Below are 19,340 nucleotides of genomic sequence, written 5' to 3' on the forward strand. Positions count from 1 at the left end.
ACCGGAGGTGACATAGATGTTCACGGCGGCCCGTGCCCAACGCGGACAGCCGCGCGGCGTTCCACATTTTCCTGAAGCTATTGGGCCGCAAGCTGGGCGACAACCTGTCTTGCCACCGTTTCGCCCGACAGGCGTGCCCCGCCGCAGGTCTGCATCAGCGGACCGGCCAGGTGCTCGCCGGCGAAGAAGATCTTGTCGGCCACCGGCTGCATGAGTGCCGCGCGCGCCAGTGAACGGCCGGGGCGGGCGGCGGCATAGGCACCGCGCACGAAGCGCTCGCCGCCCCAATTGGTCATCATGGCGCGTCCGACATGCTTGCGCGTATCGCCGCCGAAGATGCCGCACAGCCGGTCGACGACGAAGTCGATGCCGGCCGCCTCGCCGGCCGCCGACATTTCCCAGGCGAAATCGCCGCCGACGAAGCCGACCATCAGGTCAAGGTCGAACGGGAAGCACAGGAAATAGATATCGTGCCTGGCCATCCGTTCGATCAGCAGGTCGTCGAAGGGCTGCAGCCCGAGCCTGGTCCCCGATATCTCGACCGGCAATTTGGTCAGCATGCCCATCGGCAGGTCGAAGAAGGCGGCCAAATGCGTGTCGGGCAGGGCCGGCGAGAACGCGATCTCCTCGAAGGCGAGCACCGCCGGCGAAGCGGTGACGATCACCGCTTTGGCGCGGACGGTGCCGCGATCGGTGACGCAGGCGACGCCGGGCACGTCCCACAGGATCTTGCGCACCGGAGTCGACAGTTCGACCGGCACGCCGGCGCCGAAACGCGCCACCAGCGCGCCAAGGCCCTCCTTGCTGAAGTAGTTCGGGTCGAGATCGGCAGCGGCCTGGAAGTCCAGTATCGAGATTTCGTCTTCGTCGGCACCGAAATCCATCGGCCCGGCGAAGGTGGCGGCGGCGCGCGGTGCATGGCCTTTGGCCAACAGCGCCGAAAGACGATCGTCATCTCCGTCCTTCACTTCATGCCTGGCCAGCAGTTCGAACAGCTTTGCGTCGGCGGCCTTCATATCGGCTTCTTCCGCTTCGCTCGCCTTGCGCTCGCGGTAGTAGAGATGATCGACGTTCATGTCGTGATGATGCAACGTCCAGCCTGCTGCCTGGGCTTCGGGAAAATATGGATTGCGGTCGGCGGCATGCAGCCAGGCGCAGCCGATGTCGAAAGGCACGCCGAAATGCTGGTCGCTGGTCCAGGCTCGCCCCCCGATTCGGTCCATCGCTTCGAGCAGCGTGAACGAAAGCCCCGCCGCCTGCAGGGTTCTGGCAGCGGCAAGACCCGCCGAGCCGGCGCCGATGATGACGGCATCAACGTCTTGCATGGAGCACCCCTGCCACAATAATCACTTGATCGTAGGCAAATTCCACGGCATTCGCCAGCATTGCAGCGGTGACAGTGACAAGTGCGCGTTTCGCTGGCAAGTTCGCAATTGGGACGTGATTCAGGCAACCAGGAGAACAACATGGCAATTCTTGCCAAGGGAAAGATGTTTGCAGCGGCCGTGGTGGCGGTGCTTGCGCTGGCGACGGGCGCACAGGCGGCGGCCAGCTGCGGCAAGACCGGCGCCGGCTTCGAGGCCTGGAAGCAGGACTTTGCCGCGCAGGCCAGGGCGGAAGGTGTAGGCGCCAAGGGGCTGGCCGCTCTGGCCGGGGCAAACTACGCGACAAAGACGATCTCCGTCGACCGCGGCATTCACAAGGCCTTCAGCGGCTCGGTGGACGATTTCATGCGGCGTCGTGGTGGCGCAGCGATTATTTCCAAGGGCCGGTCGCTGAAAAAGTCGAATGCCGCGCTCTTCTCCAAGATCGAAGCGAATTACGGCGTGTCGCCGGGCGTGTTGCTCGCCATCTGGGGTATGGAAACCGGCTTCGGTTCGGCTATGGGCAACCAGAACACCGTCTCTGCCATTTTGACGCTTGCCTATGATTGCCGCCGCCCGGAGTTCTTTTACCCGCATGCCATCGCAGCCCTGAAGCTGGTCGACCGCGGGGCGTTGACAGCCTCGTCGGTCGGGGCCGCGCATGGCGAGATCGGACACACGCAGTTCCTGCCAGGAAACGTCCTGAAATATGGCGTCGGCGGCGGAAACCTTCGCGACAAGGGCACGGCGCTGGCTTCCACCGCCAACTTCCTCAAGGGCCATGGCTGGCGGGCGGGCGCGAGCGCGAGTGCGAATATGGGCGCAATTGCCGGCTGGAATTCCGCGAGCGTCTATCAGCAGGCCATCGCCCGCATTGCCACTGCGATCGACGGCGATTGACGGATCATGCCCGGGGCAGAAGGCCCCGGCCATTTTTGACTTGATCGAAAACCCGGCGCGAATGCCGGGTTTTTATTGGATTTCGAGCGTGTAGGAGCAGCCGGCCAGGGTCTTGCCGGGGTGAGACTCGACGGTCGAGACGTTGAGCTTGACGTCCGTGGAGAAGGTCAGTCCTTCCGACTGTTCGGTGCTTTGGACAACGACCTTCTCGGCAAGGAATTTTTGCGGCGTGGAAAGAAGCGCCATGACGTTGAGTTCTTTGGCTAGGTCCGGCGCGGCAACGCCGTCGAGCACGGCCATCGGCCCCGCAGCCGTAAACACGATCGATCCTGTCTCGCGGTTGAACACGCGGATTTTGGCCGGCAGTTCGTATTGGCTGAGAAACGGATTGCCCGAGGCAACCTCCTTCCAGCCAAGCATTTCAACGGCCCCTGGTGCGCTGAACAGCCACAGGGCAAAGTCGTTGTAGGTCGGAACGTCCGCCCTGCACTCGACAAGCGCGGGAAGGTCGAGAGAGGCGGGGTCGAACTCCTGGCCGGCGGCCGGCGTCGCCAGAACAACCAGCGGCGCCAGGCAGCGACCGAAACCGCGCATCCGCGCTACTTGGTGCGGTTGCGCGCGGCCAGCGTCCTGAGCCGCAGCGCATTGAGGCGGATGAAGCCGGCGGCGTCCTTCTGGTCGTAGGCGCCGCGGTCGTCCTCGAAGGTGACCAGCGCATCGGAGTAAAGCGTCTTCTTCGACTTGCGGCCGGTGACCATGACATTGCCCTTGTAGAGCTTGAGGCGCACCGTGCCCTCGACGTCTTCCTGGCTCTTGTCGATCATCGCCTGCAGCATCAGCCGTTCGGGCGCGAACCAGAAGCCGTTGTAGATCAGCTCGGCGTAGCGCGGCATGAACTCGTCCTTGAGGTGGGCGGCACCCCGGTCGAGCGTGATCGATTCGATGGCGCGATGCGCGACGATCAGGATGGCGCCGCCGGGTGTTTCGTAGACGCCACGCGATTTCATGCCGACAAAGCGGTTCTCGACCAGGTCGAGCCGGCCGATGCCGTTGTCGCGGCCAAGATCGTTGAGCGCCGCCAGCATGGACGCCGGCGACAGCTTCTTGCCGTTCAGCGCGATCGGATCGCCCTTCTGGAACTCGATCTCGATCTCGGTGACGGTATCAGGCGCGTCCATCGGCGAAACGGTGCGCTGGTGGACGAATTCGGGCGGCTCCACCCACGGGTCTTCCAGCACCTTGCCCTCGGAGGACGAATGCAAAAGGTTGGCGTCGACCGAGAACGGTGCGTCGCCCTTCTTGTCCTTCGGCACCGGGATCTGGTGCTGCTCGGCGAAGTTCATCAGGTCGGTACGCGACTTGAACGACCAGTCGCGCCATGGCGCGATGACCTTGATGTCGGGGTTCAGTGCGTAAGCCGAAAGCTCGAAGCGAACCTGATCGTTGCCCTTGCCGGTGGCGCCATGCGCAATCGCGTCGGCGCCGGTTTCCCTCGCTATATCGACCAGATGCTTGGAGATCAGCGGCCGCGCGATCGAGGTGCCGAGCAGATAGGTGCCTTCGTAGACGGTGTTGGCGCGGAACATCGGGAAGACGAAATCGGCGACGAATTCTTCACGCACGTCAACGACGCGGATGTCCTTGATGCCCATCATCTCGGCCTTGCGACGGGCCGGCTCGAGTTCGCCGCCCTGGCCAAGATCGGCGGTGAAAGTCACGACTTCGGCGCCGAGTTCAGTCTGCAGCCATTTCAGGATGATCGATGTGTCGAGACCGCCGGAATAGGCGAGCACGACCTTCTTGACGTCTTTGGCCTTGGACATTTCTACTCCGTCGGTGACGGACGCCCCAGCCGAGGCGTCACGGATTGTCGGAGGGCCTTTTAGCAGGAACGGCAGAGCGAGCAAGCACGCGTGCGTGCATGGCTTCTGGTCCAGCGCATGGCGGGAGCGCGATGCCGGCAGCGGAAACAACCTGCTGCAATCAAAGGCTGCATTTGCTGGAGGGACTTAATCAAGTTTCACGCCGTGCGGCTAACACTTGCGACAAAGCCGCCTTGACCACGTTCCGGGCGGCTTCTTGCCTGCTTGTCGCGGGTGTCCTCGGGCTCGGGCCGTTTTGATGCGCGTTATATCATGCATCGCCATGGAGCATAATCTGGGCTTGTCCTGCTGGCGGCGCTGATGACGCTGGGCCGCAGCCTCGACATTCCGGTGCTTGCCGAAGGCGTCGAGACGCATGTCCAGCTGACCATCCTGCAAGTCGAAGGCTGCAACGAGGCGCAAGGCTATTCCTCGGCCGGCCCAAGCCGATCGACCAGATCACCGGGGACGCCGATGTCCGCAACGAGCCACTCGTCGCGGAGGAGCCGGCGAACATGCGGCTGAGCAGACAGGCATAGGACGCTACGGCCGGCCGTCCAGCGAATGCCGTGCGGACGCTTGCTGGATCGAGATCGGGTCGCTGCTGTGTCTGGCATCGTCATGGCGCATCCTGTATAGGCCTCCCAATCCCCTGGGGCCGTTCATGTCGTTCATTCCAGACACCACCACGCTGATCCAGTTCGCCATCGCCACGGTCATCCTGGCGATCACGCCCGGGCCGGACATGACTCTGTTCGTCTCGCGCACGCTGAGCCAGGGCCCCGCCACCGGCTTTGCCTCGATGGCCGGCGCGCTGTGCGGCACGCTGATCCACACCACGCTGGTGGTGGTCGGCGTCTCGGCGCTGATCGTCGCCTCGCCGATGGCTTTCTTCGTGCTGAAGATCTTTGGCGCCGGCTATCTCGTCTTCCTGGCCTGGCAGGCAATCACCAGGGGCTCGGCCTTTTCGCCGGAGAAGAAGACAGGCCCCGAGATTTCACTGTTGCGCAGCTGGGCGGCGGGCCTTGGGGTCAATCTGCTCAACCCGAAGATCATCCTGTTCTTCATGACCTTCCTGCCGCAGTTCGTCTCCGCGCATGATCCGAACGCACCGGGAAAGCTGTTTTTCCTTGGGCTGATGTTCATCGTGCTGTCGGTCCCGGTGACAGTGCCGATGGTGCTGGCGGCGGAAAAGTTTTCGGCGGCGATGAAGGCCAGCCCGCGCGTCACACGGGTGGTCGACTATCTCTTTGCCGGCGTGTTTTCCGCTTTCGCGCTCAAGATACTGACAGCCCAAGCGAAGTAGGCGCCGTCATCCTGCCCGGCTATCCTCTTCTGATCCTGGTTCGCCTTGCCACCAGCTTGCGGCCCAGCGCCCGGCGCTGAGCCAATAAAAGATACCACCGACCATGCCGCTGCCGATCACGGCCATGATGGCGCTGGTGTCCCTGACGACGAAGGCGGTGTCATCGCCGTGGTCGGAAAGCCCGAGGAAAACACCGGCAACCACCGCGCCTGCCAGCGCATAGAACAGCCAGTCGCGCCGGCCCAGGATTTCGGCAAGCAGGATGACGACAGAGGCCGGCATCAGGGCGAAATAGGCGACGAACAGGGCGGCGAAGGGAATTGAGAAATACAGGGAAGCCGTTGCCGTCGGGTGCGCATGCTCCGGCGTGTAGCCGAGCGATGCCAGCAACAGGATGTTGAGGAAGGCGCTCGCCGCCAGCGAGGCGACGGCATAGCCGAACAGGATGACGGTGAAACGGACGAGGTAGCCGACGAGACGCGCCATCAATCTCGGCCCAGATTCTGTCGCGTGCCGGACCTGCGTCCTGCCAGAAGCCAGTAGACCGAACCGGCGGCGATGCCGGCGGTGGCGAGGAAACCCAGAAAGCCCGGATTGAACACAAAGCTGCTGGCCGAGCGCGGCATGGATACGCCAAAGGCGATGGACGTGATCGCACCGGTGGCGGCGAAGTAGAACCATCCTCGAAGTGAAAACCGTTCGGCGACAAAGAGCGCCGGACCGACGATCAACAGCGCGCCGATCATTACGGTCAACACGGCGAGCGGGAAGGAGCCCAGCCAGTCGAAGGCGAAAATGATGGACCAGTTGCCGTCTTCGATGCCTTCCAGAAGCGCGATCAGCAGCACCGGTACCAGGATCGAGGTCAGCACCGCGGCGACATAGCCGACCGCCATGATGGCTAGGCGTTTCAACCAGGCGAAGCGGCGGTTCACGCCTCGCCGTGCCCCGCTATCATCATCGCTTCCAGCGCCAGCCGGTCGACCTTGCGCATGCGCTCGGAGTCGGATTTGAGCTGGCCGCAGGCGGCGAGAATGTCGCGGCCGCGCGGCGTGCGGATCGGCGAGGCATAGCCGGCATTGTTGATGTAATCGGCGAATTTCTCGATCGTCTCCCAGTCCGAGCACTGGTAATTGGTGCCCGGCCACGGGTTGAACGGGATCAGGTTGATCTTGGCCGGAATGCCCTTGAGCAGCTTGATCAGTCCCTTGGCGTCCTCGATGGAATCGTTGACGTCCTTCAGCATCACATATTCGAAGGTGATGCGCTTGGCGTTCGACAGGCCGGGATAGGCGCGGCAGGCGGCGATCAGCTCGGCGAGCGGATACTTCTTGTTGATCGGCACAAGCAAGTCGCGCAGATCGTCGTTGGTGGCATGCAGCGAGATCGCCAGCATGACGCCGATCTCCTCGCCGGTGCGGAAGATTTCCGGCACGACGCCGGAGGTCGACAGCGTGATGCGCCGCTTCGACAGAGACAGGCCGTCACCGTCGGAAGCGATCAGCAGCGCCTTCTTCACCGCCTCGAAATTGTAGAGCGGTTCGCCCATGCCCATCATGACGATGTTGGACACTTTCCTGCCCTCGGCCGGCACGATGGCGCCGTCCGGCGTGTCGCGGTCGGGAAAATCGCCGAGCCGGTCGCGGGCGGTCAAAAGCTGGGCGAGGATCTCTTCAGCCGTCAGATTGCGCACCAGCTTCTGCGTGCCGGTGTGGCAGAACGAGCAGGTCAGCGTGCAGCCCACCTGCGAGGAGATGCACAGCGTGCCGCGACCCTCTTCGGGAATATAGACGGTCTCGATCTCGACCGGCCGGCCGGCGCCGCGCGGCGGAAAGCGGAACAGCCATTTGCGCGTGCCGTCGGCGGAAATCTGCTCCTCGACGATCTCGGGCCTGGCGACGGTAAAGTGCTTGTCCAGCTCGGCGCGCAGATCCTTGGAGATGTTGAACATGCCGGCGAAATCGGAGACGCCGCGCACATACATCCAGTGCCACAGCTGCTGGGCGCGCATTTTCGCCTGGCGCTCGGGCACAGTGCCTGATGCAACCAGAGCCTCGGCGAGTTCGACCCGCGTCAGGCCGATCAGCGACGGCTTTTCGGGCTGTGCCGAGCGGGCGCGCAACGCGTCACGGGCGCCGTCAATGGTGAGATCGAATGAAAGGGTCATGGTTGCACTGATATAAGTGGTTTGCGGCCGATTTCATGCATCGTGCCGGAAAGGAAGCGCGGCGCATAGCACAGGTTGATCGCGGAGTCATGCCATGCGAAGTGCGAACGCAACCGGCACGCGATCGGCCCCCCAACCGTGTAACCGACAGGCGGCCTGTCAAATTCGCGATCCGCCTTGCCGCCGGAACGGATCACTGGGCCGTGTATTCAGCTGTTTTGCTGCGGGCCAACCATCTGAATCCGCTATCTGTCGACGTTACGGGTATCGATGCCGGTGCTTTGATCTGTTTCGGGCGGCGGCGGCGGCGTGCCCAGGGTCCGATAGGAAGACAAATCAGGGACGCCGGGCGCGACTGGTTTCGTCTCAAGTCGTGCGATCAGGCGCTTCATCTGCGTGATCTCGCGCACCTGGGCATCAATGATGCCGTCCGCCAGCTTGCGGACCTCTGGATCGCGAATATGCGCACGTTCGCTGGTCATGATTGCGATCGAGTGATGAGGGATCATTGCCTTCATATACGATACGTCGCTCACGGTTTCTTGACTTCTGACCAGCCACAGGGCGCCGACGAATACCAGGACACCCGCGACGACAATGCCGACATTGGCCGCGGCGTTCTTGTACATGCTCCACATGAAGCCGATCATGATCAATGCCATGGCCGCGCCCATGAGTACGGCCATCCAGGCGCGGGTCTGGCTGAAGAAGATGTGATCTAGCGCATAGGTGTTCAGGTACATCAGCCCATACATGATCAATGTGGAAACGACGATCATCGCCGCAAATCGGCCGTAGCTCATGGTGTGGCTCCTTGCTCATGGTGCAAAACCGCCGGCATGGATTTTTGATCCGCACCAATCGTCGAACTCCTACTCGCCCACACAGGCTTGATCGAAGTCATACCTGTGTTAGGGCTGGCCTGTGTTAGGGCTGGCCTGTGTTAGGGCTGGGATTTCCTCGAGAGGACAGAGATGGCCGGCACATCGCGAAAATACCCATTCCTGCGGCGTTCGCGCGCCATGTGGGGATCGCGGCGCGTCTGGCAACCACGGCTGGTGTTCTGGGCAGGCGCTATCTGCATCGGCCTGATCAGCGTTCTGTTCGCAGTCATGGCCGACAAGGCGCAGGAGTTGTTCAACCTGATGACAGGACACGCAGGCGGTTGGCGTTCCTTGCTGCCGCTTGTCGTCACGCCGCTCGGCTTCGTGCTGTGTGCCTGGTTGGCTTACACCTTCTTTCCGGGCTCGCAAGGCAGCGGCATTCCACAGGCGATCGCTGCCCGTCATCTGCGCGACGACGAGGACCGCAGCCATATCCTGTCGCTCAAGCTGGTGGCCGGCAAGATCATGCTCACCATCGTCGGCCTGTTCTGCGGCGCCTCGATCGGCCGCGAAGGCCCGACCGTGCAGGTTGGTGCGTCGCTGATGCTGCAGGCGGCGCGCTGGGGCGGCATGGCGCAGGCGCGCGGCCTGATCCTGGCCGGGTCGGCCGCCGGCATCGCCGCCGCCTTCAACACGCCGCTGGCCGGCATCGTCTTCGCTATCGAGGAGATGGGCCGCACCTACGAGGCGCGCACCAACGGATTGGTGCTGACGGCGGTGATCCTGGCCGGCCTCGCCTCGCTCGGCCTGCTCGGCAACTACACCTATTTCGGCGTCGCCAGGGAGACGATCTCGTTTGCCGCCGAGTGGCCGCTGGTGCTTGCCTGCGGCATCATTGGCGGCGGATTCGGCGCGCTGTTTTCGCTGCTGGCGTTGAAGGCGACGCGCCGGATCCGGCGCTGGAACACCGGGCAGCCGCTGCGCCGCGCCCTGGCCGTGGCCGCGCTCTGCGGGCTTGCCGTGGCGGTGATCGGTGTCGCGTCGGGCGGGCTGACCTTCGGCACCGGCTATATGCAGGCGCGCGGCGCCGTCGAAGGCACGCCGCTGCCCCCAATCTTCTTTGCCGAAAAGTTCCTGGCGGGACTGCTGTCGATGATCTCGGGCATTCCGGGCGGTATCTTCGCGCCCTCGCTGGCGGTGGGTGCCGGCATCGGCAGTTCGCTCGGCCTCCTCTTTGGCGCCAGCGCGGGGGCGGCGGCACTGCTCGGCATGGCCGGCTACTTCGCCGGGGTGGTGCAAGCGCCGATGACGGCCTTCGTCATCATCCTGGAGATGACCGGCAATCACGACAATGTCATCGCGCTGATGCTGGCCTCGATGCTGGGCTATGGCACGGCGCGCATGATCTCGCACGAACCGCTCTACCACGCGCTGTCGCGTGTCTTCATCGCCGAGGCGATCCGGCGCCGTCGAGCGGAGGCCGAGCCGGGATCGGGGCAAAGCTGAAAGCAAAAGGCCGGGCTTTGCGGCCCGGCCATTCATTCAACACGAAGTGCTTGCTTGCCCTCTTTGCCTACTTGCACTTGGCGATCGACGTCAGCGCCGCCGAAATGCCCTTCAGCGAGAAGACATAGCTGGTCGGGTTGCCGCGGCCGGACTTCGCCGTCACCTTCATGTCGGTGCCGGTTTTCATCGCGGCGATCAGCACCGGTTCCTCGGCGGCATTCTCGACCCAGGCCGATTTGCCGCGGGTGAACATCGAAAACGTCTTCTTGTCGATGGTCACGGTGGCCTTGGAGCCTTCCTGGAAGTTGTAGCCGGCAATGAATTGCGGCTCGTAGGATACTTGCTGGCCGGGCCGCTGGCTGACGAAGAAGAACATGTCGCCATGGTCGAGCGTCGGCGGCTGCTTGTCGGTCGGTACGGTCAGGACATAGCAGACCTTGCCGCCCGATGCCTGATAGCTGTAGGTGCCCCAGGCATTGTGCTGGCCGATCTTGGTCGCCGACTGCGCCAGTGCCGGCGCTGCCACGGCCACCAGGGCCAGACTTGAAACTATAGCAATCAATCCGCGCATCGCTTTTCCCGTATTCCAAATGGTGCGGAGTCAGGCCGGCTTGGCGTCCTGCCCGTCGCTTCATTTTGATTTAATCTGGGTTACCAAACGGTGAATTTCCGAAGAGAAAAGAACCCTCACCCGAGGAAACCGCCGCCATTCCCGCGCCGCCGCCTTGCGAGCAGGCGGCGCGACATCCCTTTGGCGACTTGGAGGCCACGAAAGCGGCAAGAGTTTGACTTTTTACGCTGCCGCCCAAGGCCGGCTTCAACGGCGTTCCGCGCGCGTGTTCAGCCCTTGTCGGCCATGGCGTCCCTGGCGGCCTGCCGATGCGCAGTGGTGATGTGGGCACTGACGGCGGTGATCGCGGCGGTGAGCACGGCGATGTCGTCGGTGAAGCCAAGCCCGAAGACGAAGTCGGGGATGACATCCACCGGCAGCACGAAATAACCGAGCGCGGCCAGCAGAATGCCTTTGGCGCGCAGCGGCGTGTTCTTGTCCATGGCGCAGTAATAGGCGGCCACCACCTCTTCCATGAAGGGGATCTGCCGGGCGGCCTTCTTGGCTGTGCGCCAGAATTTCTCGCGCACTTCGCTCTCGTTTGCCAGCTTGCCGCCAAAGCCGAAGAAATCAAAACCGGATTGTTGCGCCATCAGTTTCTCCTTGCAGGGCCCGTGCGCATCCCGGCGCATGCCCGCGGGGGAAAATGTGGTGAAACCCGACCCCCGCTACAAGATGCCGGTGCCGATTTGGGCCTGCCGAGGCGATACCAGGCCTCAGGCGCCGGCAAAACGGTTCATTTTCTTGGCCAGATCGATGTCGAGTGCGGTGACGCCGCCGGCATCGTGGGTGTTCAGCGTCACGTCGACGGTCTTGTAGACATTCGACCAGTCGGGATGATGATCCATGGTCTCGGCTGCGAGCGCGACGCGGGTCATGAAGGCGAAAGCCTCGGAGAAATTCGCGAAGGTGAATGTGCGCTTGATGGAGGCGCCGTCTTCCGCCAGCGCCCAGCCGTCGAGACCGGTCAATGCGGCTTCAGCGGCTTGCCTGCCCAGTTTCTCTCTCGCCATGTCCATATCCTGTGCTATGCGAAAACGACCCTCACCATAGCGACGGATCGATGAGCGCGAAGCCCATAAATTCCATTCTCTTCGTCTGCCTCGGCAACATCTGCCGGTCGCCGCTGGCGGAAGGTGTCTTCCGCGCGGTTTGGGCCGAGCGCGGGTCGGCCCGGGACATGCTGCTCGATTCAGCGGGAACCAGTGACTGGGAGGCCGGCTCTGCCCCCGATCGACGCGCGATCGCGGTTGCCATGCGGCACGGCGTCGACATTTCCGGGCAGAGGGCGCGCAAGGTGACGCCGCAGGACCTCCAGCGTTTCGACCTGATCCTCGGCATGGACCGGTCGAATGTCGCCGACCTGAAGGCGCTGGCGCCGGCGGCCGTGCAGGACCGCATCCATCTGTTCCTGGAGTTCGCGCAGGCAAAGTCACGCGACGTGCCGGATCCTTATCATGACGAGGCAGAAGCCTTCGCTTCCGCCTATCGCATGATCCGCGAAGCGTCGGAGGCGCTGGCGACAAGGCTGGAGGCGCGGGCGTCCGTGCCTGACAGCGGCCAGGCCTCCTCGACGATATAGGGTCCGCCGCCGACCGAATCGCGCGACGACATCAGCACGAAACGCCCGATGCGGAACGGCAGCGTCGAGAAATTGCCGCGCGCCGACAGATATTGGGCGACGTCCAGCGGGGTCGAATTGCGTAAGCGCGCCAGCGTCACATGCGGCATGAATTTGCGCGGGTCGGCCGGGATGCCGAGCCGCTGGCAGATGCGGTCGATCTCACCTTGAAGGGCGGCCAGATCAGGCGAGGCGGAAGCGCCCGCCCACACCGCATGCGGCTTCTTCTGGCCGAAAGCGCCGACGCCGGACAGCGCCAGCGAGAAGGAAGGGCGGTGGACGCGGTCGAGCGCGTTGGCGATCTCGTCGGCGACATGGCCGGGAACATCGCCGATGAAGCGCAGCGTCAGATGGTAGTTTTCGACATCGATCCAGCGGGCTCCCGGCAAGCCGCCCCGCAGCAGGGACAGCGAAAGGGCAGCGTCACGCGGAATTTCGAGGGCGGTGAAAAGACGCGGCATGAAGAGCCTCCCTTCCTCGAATCGAACTGTCACCCTTAGCGAATCATCGATAGTCAAACGGAGCAAGAGGTTTGTTGGCCACAGTCCCCGTTAAAAGCTCGCCGGGCGGAAACAGTTCCAATCCGCTAGGAATCGCCCGGCACTGTCGCGATCACCTTCTCTACCGTCGGCAGGATGCGTTCGACCATCTGGTCGACGCCTCGTGCGCTCGGATGCAGGCCGTCCTCGAGCTGCATGCCGGGCTGGCTGGCGACGCCGTCGAGAAAGAACGGGTAGAGCGCGACGTCGTATTTCTTCGCCAGGTCCGGAAAAATGGCGTCGAAGGCGCGCTGGTAGTCGGGACCGAGATTGGGTGCGGCGCGCATGCCGGCCAGAAGCACGGCAATCTTGCGCTGCTTCAGCTTGCTCAGCATCTCGTCGAGGTTCTTCCTGGTGATGTCGGGCGAAACGCCGCGCAGCATGTCGTTGGCGCCGAGTTCGAGGATGACCAGCTGCGTGCCGTCCGGCACCGACCAGTCAAGCCGCGCCAGGCCACCGCTCGTCGTGTCGCCGGAGACGCCGGCATTGGCGACGGTCACATCGTGGCCCTTGGCGGCAAGCGCCGCCTGCAGCCTGTCGGTAAAGCCCTGGTCCGGGCCAAGGCCGAAGCCCGCCATCAGGCTGTCACCGAAGCCGACGATCTTGAACGGCTCGGCACGCGCCGACGACATGGCGCCGCAAACGGCGAGGAAAACCATCAAGCCTGCGGCAATACTGCGTTTGAAAGACATGCGGCAGGCCCCATATGAGCTAGAATTCTTCAGTCGACGGCTTCCGGCAAGCAGAGCCTTCATCCTCCATATAGGACGCTTTCATTTTGACAGAAGCCGTCATCGCGCTGAAAGACGTATCCCTGACCCTCGGCGAAGGGGCCTCTTCCGTCCATGTGCTGAAGGGGGTCAGCCTCGATGTGGCGGCTGGCGAGGCGACCGGCATCGTCGGGCCTTCGGGCTCCGGCAAGTCGACATTGCTGATGGTCCTGGCAGGCCTGGAAAGGGTCGATTCGGGTACGGTTCGAATCGCCGGCGAGCTGCTCAACGGCAAAAGCGAGGACCAGATTGCTTCGTTTCGTGGCCGAAACATTGGCATCGTGTTCCAGTCCTTCCATCTCATTCCCAACATGACGGCGCTCGAAAATGTCGCGGTGCCGCTGGAGTTGGCCGGCCATGCCGATCCGTTCGGAGTAGCGGCGCGCGAGCTGCAGGCGGTTGGCCTCAGCGACCGCGTCACCCACTATCCCGGCGAATTGTCGGGCGGCGAGCAGCAGCGCGTGGCGATCGCCCGAGCGCTGGCGCCGTCCCCGCGCATCCTGATCGCCGACGAGCCGACCGGCAATCTCGACCAGGCGACCGGGCGGCAGGTCGCCGACCTCCTGTTCGCCAAGGCGGCTGAGCGCGGCATGACGCTGGTGCTGGTGACCCATGATCCGGCGCTTGCGGCACGCTGTTCGCGCCAGGTATCGATGCGCTCGGGCCGGATCGAGGCGCCGGCGCCTGTCAAGGTGACGGCCTGATGCCGCTGTCCCGGACGTTGAGGCTCGCGGTCCGCTTCTCGCTGCGCGAGATGCGCGGCGGCCTGTCCGGTTTCCTGATCTTCCTCGCCTGCATCGCGCTCGGCGTCGCGGCCATCGGCGGCGTCAACTCGGTGGCGCGTTCGATCACCGCCGGTGTCGCCAATCAGGGCCAGACGCTGCTTGGCGGCGATCTTCGCTTCCAGATCAACCAGCGTGATGCCAACCAGACGGAGCGCAGCTTCCTTGACGGGCTCGGCACGGTTTCCCGGACCGCCAGCATGCGCTCGATGGCGCGTCTGGCTGACGGATCCGACCAGGCGCTGGTCGAGGCCAAGGCGGTCGACCATGCCTATCCGCTCTATGGCACGCTGGAGACCGAGCCGGCACTGTCGAAACAGGAACTGTTCGGCGAAGAGTTCGGCGTCTTCGGTGCGGCGGCACCCGATCTTCTGTTCGATCGGTTGCACGTCAAGATCGGCGACCGGCTGAAGCTCGGCACCGCCACTTTCGAACTGCGCGCCAGGCTGGTCGCCGAACCGGATGCCGTGGCCGACGGTTTCGGCTTCGCGCCAAGGCTGATGATCTCGACCGACGGGTTGGCAGCCACCGGACTGATCCAGCCGGGCAGCCTGGTCGAGAATGCCTACAAGATCCGCCTGCCGGCAGGTGCCGACGAGGCACGGCTGAAGGCCATCCAGGACCAGGCGGCCAGGGATTTTCCGCAAGCCGGCTGGTCGATCCGCACGCGCAGCAACGCCGCACCCGCGCTGTCGTCCAACATCGAACGTTTCTCGCAGTTCCTGACCCTGGTCGGGCTGACGGCGCTGGTGGTCGGCGGTGTGGGCGTCGCCAATGCGGTGCGCGCTTATCTCGACGGCAAGCGCGGCGTCATCGCCACCTTCAAGAGCCTGGGCGCTTCGGGCGGCTTCGTCTTTGCCGTCTATCTCGTGCAGATCCTGATCATCGCCGGATTGGGTATCGTGCTGGGCCTTGTGGTCGGCGCACTGATGCCGTTCGCGGCGAGTGCGGCCTTGCAATCCGTCATTCCGGTGCCGGCCGAAGGCGGCTTCTATCCCGGCGCGCTCGGCATGGCGGCGCTGTTCGGCCTGCTGGTGACGTTGGCTTTCGCGCTGCTGCCGCTCGGCCGCGCCCGCGATGTGCCGGCAACCGCGCTGTTTCGCGAGATGGGCCTGGAAGGCCGCGGCTTGCCGCGCCCCGCCTATGTCGCGGCGGCCATAGGCATCGCGCTGTTGCTAGCGGCGCTGGCCATTCTGTTCTCGGGCGACCAGCGCATCGCCTCGATTTTTGTCGGCGCTACCGTCTTCGCCTTCCTGGTGCTGCGCGTGGTCGGCGCACTGGTGCAATGGGCAGCCAGGAAAAGCCCGCGCGTGCGCTTCGTGGCGCTCAGGCTCGCCATCGGCAACATTCATCGGCCGGGCGCCCTGACGCCATCGGTGGTGCTGTCCTTGGGGCTCGGCCTGACGCTGCTGGTGACGCTGGCGCTGATCGACGGCAATCTCAGGCGGCAGATCTCCGGCAGCCTGCCGGAACGGGCGCCGAACTTCTTCTTCGTCGACATCCAGAGCGCCGATGTCGCGTCTTTCTCGGCGCTGATCGGCAAGGAGGCGCCGCAGGGCGTGCTGGCCAAGGTGCCGATGCTGCGCGGCCGGGTGATGGCGCTGAACGGTGTCGATGTCGACAAGGTGAAAGTGCCGGCGGAAGGCGCCTGGGTGCTGAGGGGGGACCGCGGCCTGACCTATGACAACAGGCAGCCGGACAACGCGACGTTGACCGAGGGCAGCTGGTGGCCCGAAAATTACAGCGGCGAACCGCTGGTTTCGTTTTCGGCGCAAGAAGGCAAGGAGATCGGGCTGAAGCTCGGCGACACCATCACCGTCAATGTGCTGGGCCGCAATGTCACGGCCAGGATCGCCAATTTCCGCCAGGTCGAATGGGAGACGATGGGCATCAATTTCGTCATGGTCTTCTCGCCCAACACATTCGCAGGCGCCCCGCATGGCTGGATGGCGACGCTGACCGAAAAGAGTGCCTCGACGGCCGACGACGCCCGCATCCTCAACGCCGTCACCCGCGCCTTCCCTGCGGTGACGACGGTGCGGGTCAAGGACGCGCTCGATGTCGTCAACCGGCTGGTCGGGCAACTCGGCACGGCGATCCGGGCCGCCGCCGGCGTGGCGCTGATCGCCTCGGTACTGGTGCTGGCCGGCGCGCTTGCAGCCGGCAACCGGGCGCGCATCCATGATGCGGTGGTGCTGAAGACGCTGGGCGCGACACGCACGACGCTGATATCGGCCTTCTCGCTCGAATACATGCTGATCGGGCTGGCCACCGCCATCTTCGCACTGGCGGCGGGCAGTGCGGCGGCTTGGTTCGTCGTTGCGCGCATCATGACATTGCCGTCGCATTTCATGCCGGAGGTGGCGGTGGCAACCATTCAGTTTTCGCTGGTCATCACGGTCGGCATTGGTCTCGCCGGCACCTGGCGGGTGCTCGGCCACAAGGCAGCACCGGTGCTGCGCAACCTGTGACGACAGGCCCGGAATGGGCATTCTGGATTAAATCTTGGTAAGAAAGCCGTCCGGAAAGCCGAGGAATCGGCACTTCGCTCCCTCACGAACCGTTACATCCGGTTACGGTCTTGTTCTTGACGCGAATAACCATCATATTTCGCCACAGGCATGCTGGAGCCCTGCCAGCGGCGCCTGGGTCCGGAAGGACCTGACACCGGACGGGGCAGAAGCAAATAGAGGACTACAATGGCTGATCCCATTCGCAACTACCAGACGCGCGCCGTGCCCGGCGTCAGCGTCGGTGCCGACATCGATCTGGGCCTGCGCGCCTACATGATCAAGGTTTACAATCTGATGGGGCTTGGCCTCCTCATCACCGGTCTTGCCGCTGTCGGCACGATCATGCTGGCTACAACCACCGATCCGGCTTCGGCTGTCGCGACGCTGCCGAGCGGCGAGATGCTGACCTCGTTCGGCTACGCGATCTTTGGCTCGCCGCTGCGCTGGGTGGTGATGCTGGCGCCGCTGGCCGCCGTGTTCTTCCTGTCGTTCAGGATTCAGTCGATGAGCGTCGCTGCCGCGCAGACCACGTTCTGGGTCTATGCCGGTCTCGTCGGCCTGTCGCTGTCATCGATCTTCCTGGTCTACACCACGGCGAGCATCTCGCAGACCTTCTTCGCCACCGCTGCAGCCTTCGGCGCGCTGTCGCTGTTCGGCTACACGACCAAGCGTGACCTGACGGCGATGGGCTCGTTCCTGATCATGGGCGTGTTCGGCATCATCATCGCGTCGGTGATCAACATCTTCCTGCAGTCGTCGGCTCTGTCCTTCGCCGTCTCGGCGATCGGTGTGCTGGTCTTCGCCGGCCTCACCGCCTATGACACGCAGAAGATCAAGGAGATGTATTTCGAGGGCGATGCTACCGATGTCGCCGGTCGCAAGGCCATCATGGGCGCGCTCAGGCTCTATCTCGACTTCATCAACCTGTTCATGTTCCTGCTGCAGTTCATGGGCGACCGCCGCTAGTTCAGCAGCGCTGGACCATCGAGTTCCAAAAGGGCGGCCCAACGGCCGCCCTTTCCTTTTTTGCCGGGCTTTGCTGTTATTGCCAGCAGAGAAATGGCATGCATAAATTATGAGCATCATTACGATTCGACCCGCGACAGCGGCCGACCTCGACCGGATCACGGACATCTATGCCGACGCGGTGACCCAAGGCACGGCGAGCTATGAGCTGGAGCCGCCAAGCCGCGCCGAGATGGGCACGCGATTCGACATTTTGGTGGCCGGCGGCTTTCCTTACCTGGTGGCGGAAAAGGACGGCGCCGTGCTCGGCTATGCCTATGCCGGCGCCTTCCGGCCGCGCCCGGCCTATCGCTTCATCGTCGAGGATTCGGTCTATGTCGCGCCCGAGGCCAAGGGCCAGGGCGTCGGGCTCAAGCTCATGCAAAGCCTGATCGAGGCGGCGCGGACGGCTGGCTTTCGCCAGATCATCGCGGTGATCGGCGACGGCCGTCCTGAGAGTGCCTCGGTGCGGCTGCACGAAAAGCTCGGCTTTCGCCATTCGGGGCGCCTTGAAGGCTCCGGCTACAAGCACGGGCGCTGGCTGGACACGGTGTTCATGCAGCTGTCGCTGAATGGTGGGGCATCGGCGCCGCCCGATCCCAGTTCGCTGCCGGAGCGGAAGTTTCGCGTTAGAGGGGATTGAAGAAGGAACCGAAGAACTGAAGAACTGGAGAACTGGAGAACTGGAGGCGGTTAGATCAGGCGTCGAGTGCCTTTTCATCAATTCTTCAATTCTCCAGTTCTTCAATTCCCTGCTCTAATTCCCTGCTCAGGCCTCGACTACTTTCAGCTTGCTATCGAATATCCCAAGCACGCGGCCGAGTTCCTGGCCTCGCTTCAAGATACGGCCGCCGGCGGCGATGACGGCAAAGGCGCCTTGCTTGCGGGCCAGTTTCGGATCCTTGACGATCTGGAACAGCGGCACTTCGCTGGTGCGGCGGAATACGGAAAACACAGCGCGGTCTGCGAGATGATCGATGGCGTAGTCGCGCCATTCATTGGCGGCGACCATGCGTCCATAGAGCCTGAGGATCTGATCCAGCTCGCGCCGGTCGAACCGCACCGGCTGATCGAGGCGCTCGCGTCGCGCCTCGTGCAGCGGGATCAGTATCGCGGATGCGTCCCCATCCCCTGTCCCGCCGCTGTCATCGGTCATGCCTCGATCCTTCAAAATGAATCTTTGCCAACCAAAGTTGGCGTGTTCGCGGCTGAATTGCAAGACCTGGCGAAGCGCCTTGCGCCGCGCCCTTTCCGTCACGTCCAGTCACTTTTATGAAACGCTGTGTTGGAATTGGTGATGCTTCGCCACATTTCTGCCTTTTTTTATCCGCGCTCATGCCCCAATGTCCGACGAATTTACCGGCGTTGCCTGAGACGGTTCGGTCCGGCACCGGCTCGTAAACCCCAAGCCCCCCGCCCACGGGTCTGCGTCGGATCGAACCAACCTCGGCTCTTCTTCGGAAGAACCGGGTGCGACGATCCCAAAACTTAAATGACCGACGTCAGAAGCAAGCTGACGTCGGTTTTTTGTTGGCTTGATGTTGGGTTGGCCTTCGCACTACCGCGACTTC

General features: G+C 63.6%; 21 protein-coding genes and 1 pseudogene. 9 read left to right on the forward strand and 13 right to left on the reverse strand.

Annotated elements, in window-relative coordinates:
• Positions 1 to 77 precede the first annotated feature (77 nt).
• A complete protein-coding gene (locus LB558_RS11130; RefSeq protein WP_224697596.1) occupies positions 78 to 1,325 on the reverse strand; it encodes a flavin monoamine oxidase family protein in 1,248 nt (415 codons plus the stop codon).
• A gap of 141 nt (positions 1,326 to 1,466) precedes the next feature.
• Here LB558_RS11130 and LB558_RS11135 point away from each other — a divergent pair, with 141 nt between their 5' ends.
• Entirely contained in the window at positions 1,467 to 2,264 is a 798-nt protein-coding gene (locus LB558_RS11135; protein WP_224697597.1) for a lytic transglycosylase domain-containing protein, read from the forward strand.
• A gap of 72 nt (positions 2,265 to 2,336) precedes the next feature.
• Here LB558_RS11135 and LB558_RS11140 read toward each other — a convergent pair whose 3' ends face one another.
• Both LB558_RS11140 and LB558_RS11145 read right to left on the reverse strand, forming a co-directional pair.
• On the reverse strand, positions 2,337 to 2,858 hold the full coding sequence (locus LB558_RS11140; protein ID WP_224697598.1) for a hypothetical protein: 522 nt from the start codon (positions 2,856 to 2,858) through the stop codon (positions 2,337 to 2,339).
• Between the two features lie 5 nt (positions 2,859 to 2,863).
• Positions 2,864 to 4,087 carry an argininosuccinate synthase gene (locus LB558_RS11145; protein WP_224697599.1) on the reverse strand — a complete coding sequence of 408 codons (1,224 nt, stop codon included), beginning with the start codon at positions 4,085 to 4,087 and terminating at the stop codon, positions 2,864 to 2,866.
• 354 nt (positions 4,088 to 4,441) lie between these two features.
• Here LB558_RS11145 and LB558_RS11150 point away from each other — a divergent pair.
• A pseudogene (locus tag LB558_RS11150) lies at positions 4,442 to 4,665 on the forward strand (EAL domain-containing protein); the annotation flags it as partial.
• 125 nt (positions 4,666 to 4,790) lie between these two features.
• Positions 4,791 to 5,432 carry a LysE family translocator gene (locus LB558_RS11155; protein ID WP_224697600.1) on the forward strand — a complete coding sequence of 214 codons (642 nt, stop codon included), beginning with the start codon at positions 4,791 to 4,793 and terminating at the stop codon, positions 5,430 to 5,432.
• A 6-nt stretch (positions 5,433 to 5,438) separates the two neighbouring features.
• Here LB558_RS11155 and LB558_RS11160 read toward each other — a convergent pair whose 3' ends face one another.
• The 4 genes from LB558_RS11160 to LB558_RS11175 all read right to left on the reverse strand — a co-directional run bounded on the left by LB558_RS11160 (position 5,439) and on the right by LB558_RS11175 (position 8,402).
• Positions 5,439 to 5,918: a hypothetical protein gene (locus LB558_RS11160; RefSeq protein ID WP_224697601.1), complete on the reverse strand. Its 480-nt coding sequence runs from the start codon at positions 5,916 to 5,918 to the stop codon at positions 5,439 to 5,441.
• Positions 5,918 to 6,367 carry a hypothetical protein gene (locus LB558_RS11165; RefSeq protein ID WP_224697602.1) on the reverse strand — a complete coding sequence of 150 codons (450 nt, stop codon included), beginning with the start codon at positions 6,365 to 6,367 and terminating at the stop codon, positions 5,918 to 5,920. The genes LB558_RS11160 and LB558_RS11165 overlap by 1 nt, the downstream gene beginning before the upstream one ends.
• Positions 6,364 to 7,599 carry a 23S rRNA (adenine(2503)-C(2))-methyltransferase RlmN gene (gene rlmN, locus LB558_RS11170; RefSeq protein ID WP_224697603.1) on the reverse strand — a complete coding sequence of 412 codons (1,236 nt, stop codon included), beginning with the start codon at positions 7,597 to 7,599 and terminating at the stop codon, positions 6,364 to 6,366. The genes LB558_RS11165 and rlmN overlap by 4 nt, the downstream gene beginning before the upstream one ends.
• A gap of 245 nt (positions 7,600 to 7,844) precedes the next feature.
• On the reverse strand, positions 7,845 to 8,402 hold the full coding sequence (locus LB558_RS11175; protein WP_224697604.1) for a DUF305 domain-containing protein: 558 nt from the start codon (positions 8,400 to 8,402) through the stop codon (positions 7,845 to 7,847).
• 171 nt (positions 8,403 to 8,573) lie between these two features.
• On the opposite strand from LB558_RS11175, the gene LB558_RS11180 reads away from it, so the two are divergent.
• Positions 8,574 to 9,929 (forward strand): chloride channel protein, encoded by a 1,356-nt coding sequence (locus LB558_RS11180; RefSeq protein ID WP_224697605.1) that lies wholly within the window; start codon positions 8,574 to 8,576, stop codon positions 9,927 to 9,929.
• 67 nt (positions 9,930 to 9,996) lie between these two features.
• Here LB558_RS11180 and LB558_RS11185 read toward each other — a convergent pair whose 3' ends face one another.
• The 3 genes from LB558_RS11185 to LB558_RS11195 all read right to left on the reverse strand — a co-directional run bounded on the left by LB558_RS11185 (position 9,997) and on the right by LB558_RS11195 (position 11,552).
• Positions 9,997 to 10,500 carry an invasion associated locus B family protein gene (locus LB558_RS11185; RefSeq protein ID WP_013528815.1) on the reverse strand — a complete coding sequence of 168 codons (504 nt, stop codon included), beginning with the start codon at positions 10,498 to 10,500 and terminating at the stop codon, positions 9,997 to 9,999.
• Positions 10,501 to 10,769: 269 nt separating this feature from the next.
• Complete coding sequence (locus LB558_RS11190; RefSeq protein WP_224697606.1) at positions 10,770 to 11,132, reverse strand: YkvA family protein; 363 nt, start codon at positions 11,130 to 11,132, stop codon at positions 10,770 to 10,772.
• 123 nt (positions 11,133 to 11,255) lie between these two features.
• The gene (locus LB558_RS11195) at positions 11,256 to 11,552 is read right to left on the reverse strand and encodes a 4a-hydroxytetrahydrobiopterin dehydratase (protein WP_023811314.1); all 297 of its coding nucleotides are present in this window, start codon (positions 11,550 to 11,552) and stop codon (positions 11,256 to 11,258) included.
• Between the two features lie 50 nt (positions 11,553 to 11,602).
• Here LB558_RS11195 and LB558_RS11200 point away from each other — a divergent pair, with 50 nt between their 5' ends.
• The gene (locus tag LB558_RS11200) at positions 11,603 to 12,121 is read left to right on the forward strand and encodes a low molecular weight protein-tyrosine-phosphatase (RefSeq protein ID WP_224697607.1); all 519 of its coding nucleotides are present in this window, start codon (positions 11,603 to 11,605) and stop codon (positions 12,119 to 12,121) included.
• On the opposite strand, the gene thpR is transcribed toward LB558_RS11200, so the two are convergent.
• Both thpR and LB558_RS11210 read right to left on the reverse strand, forming a co-directional pair.
• The gene (gene thpR / locus LB558_RS11205; protein WP_023811312.1) at positions 12,025 to 12,621 is read right to left on the reverse strand and encodes an RNA 2',3'-cyclic phosphodiesterase; all 597 of its coding nucleotides are present in this window, start codon (positions 12,619 to 12,621) and stop codon (positions 12,025 to 12,027) included. The two genes, LB558_RS11200 and thpR, sit on opposite strands and share 97 nt — an antisense overlap.
• A 125-nt stretch (positions 12,622 to 12,746) precedes the next feature.
• The gene (locus tag LB558_RS11210; RefSeq protein WP_224697608.1) at positions 12,747 to 13,391 is read right to left on the reverse strand and encodes an arylesterase; all 645 of its coding nucleotides are present in this window, start codon (positions 13,389 to 13,391) and stop codon (positions 12,747 to 12,749) included.
• 86 nt (positions 13,392 to 13,477) lie between these two features.
• Here LB558_RS11210 and LB558_RS11215 point away from each other — a divergent pair, with 86 nt between their 5' ends.
• The 4 genes from LB558_RS11215 to LB558_RS11230 all read left to right on the forward strand — a co-directional run bounded on the left by LB558_RS11215 (position 13,478) and on the right by LB558_RS11230 (position 18,412).
• On the forward strand, positions 13,478 to 14,173 hold the full coding sequence (locus LB558_RS11215) for an ABC transporter ATP-binding protein (RefSeq protein ID WP_224697609.1): 696 nt from the start codon (positions 13,478 to 13,480) through the stop codon (positions 14,171 to 14,173).
• A complete protein-coding gene (locus LB558_RS11220) occupies positions 14,173 to 16,722 on the forward strand; it encodes an ABC transporter permease (protein ID WP_224697610.1) in 2,550 nt (849 codons plus the stop codon). Before LB558_RS11215 ends, LB558_RS11220 begins: the two co-directional genes overlap by 1 nt.
• A 228-nt stretch (positions 16,723 to 16,950) precedes the next feature.
• Positions 16,951 to 17,730, forward strand: a complete 780-nt coding sequence (locus LB558_RS11225; protein WP_224697611.1) for a Bax inhibitor-1/YccA family protein — start codon at positions 16,951 to 16,953, stop codon at positions 17,728 to 17,730.
• 109 nt (positions 17,731 to 17,839) lie between these two features.
• The gene (locus LB558_RS11230; RefSeq protein WP_224697612.1) at positions 17,840 to 18,412 is read left to right on the forward strand and encodes a GNAT family N-acetyltransferase; all 573 of its coding nucleotides are present in this window, start codon (positions 17,840 to 17,842) and stop codon (positions 18,410 to 18,412) included.
• Positions 18,413 to 18,538: 126 nt separating this feature from the next.
• Here the strand turns inward: LB558_RS11230 and LB558_RS11235 are convergent, their stop codons facing one another.
• Positions 18,539 to 18,925 (reverse strand): DUF2794 domain-containing protein, encoded by a 387-nt coding sequence (locus tag LB558_RS11235; protein WP_127261548.1) that lies wholly within the window; start codon positions 18,923 to 18,925, stop codon positions 18,539 to 18,541.
• Positions 18,926 to 19,340: the final 415 nt, after the last annotated feature.

Origin of the sequence: Mesorhizobium sp. CO1-1-8 (assembly GCF_020164875.1) — a bacterium.
GTDB lineage: Bacteria > Pseudomonadota > Alphaproteobacteria > Rhizobiales > Rhizobiaceae > Mesorhizobium.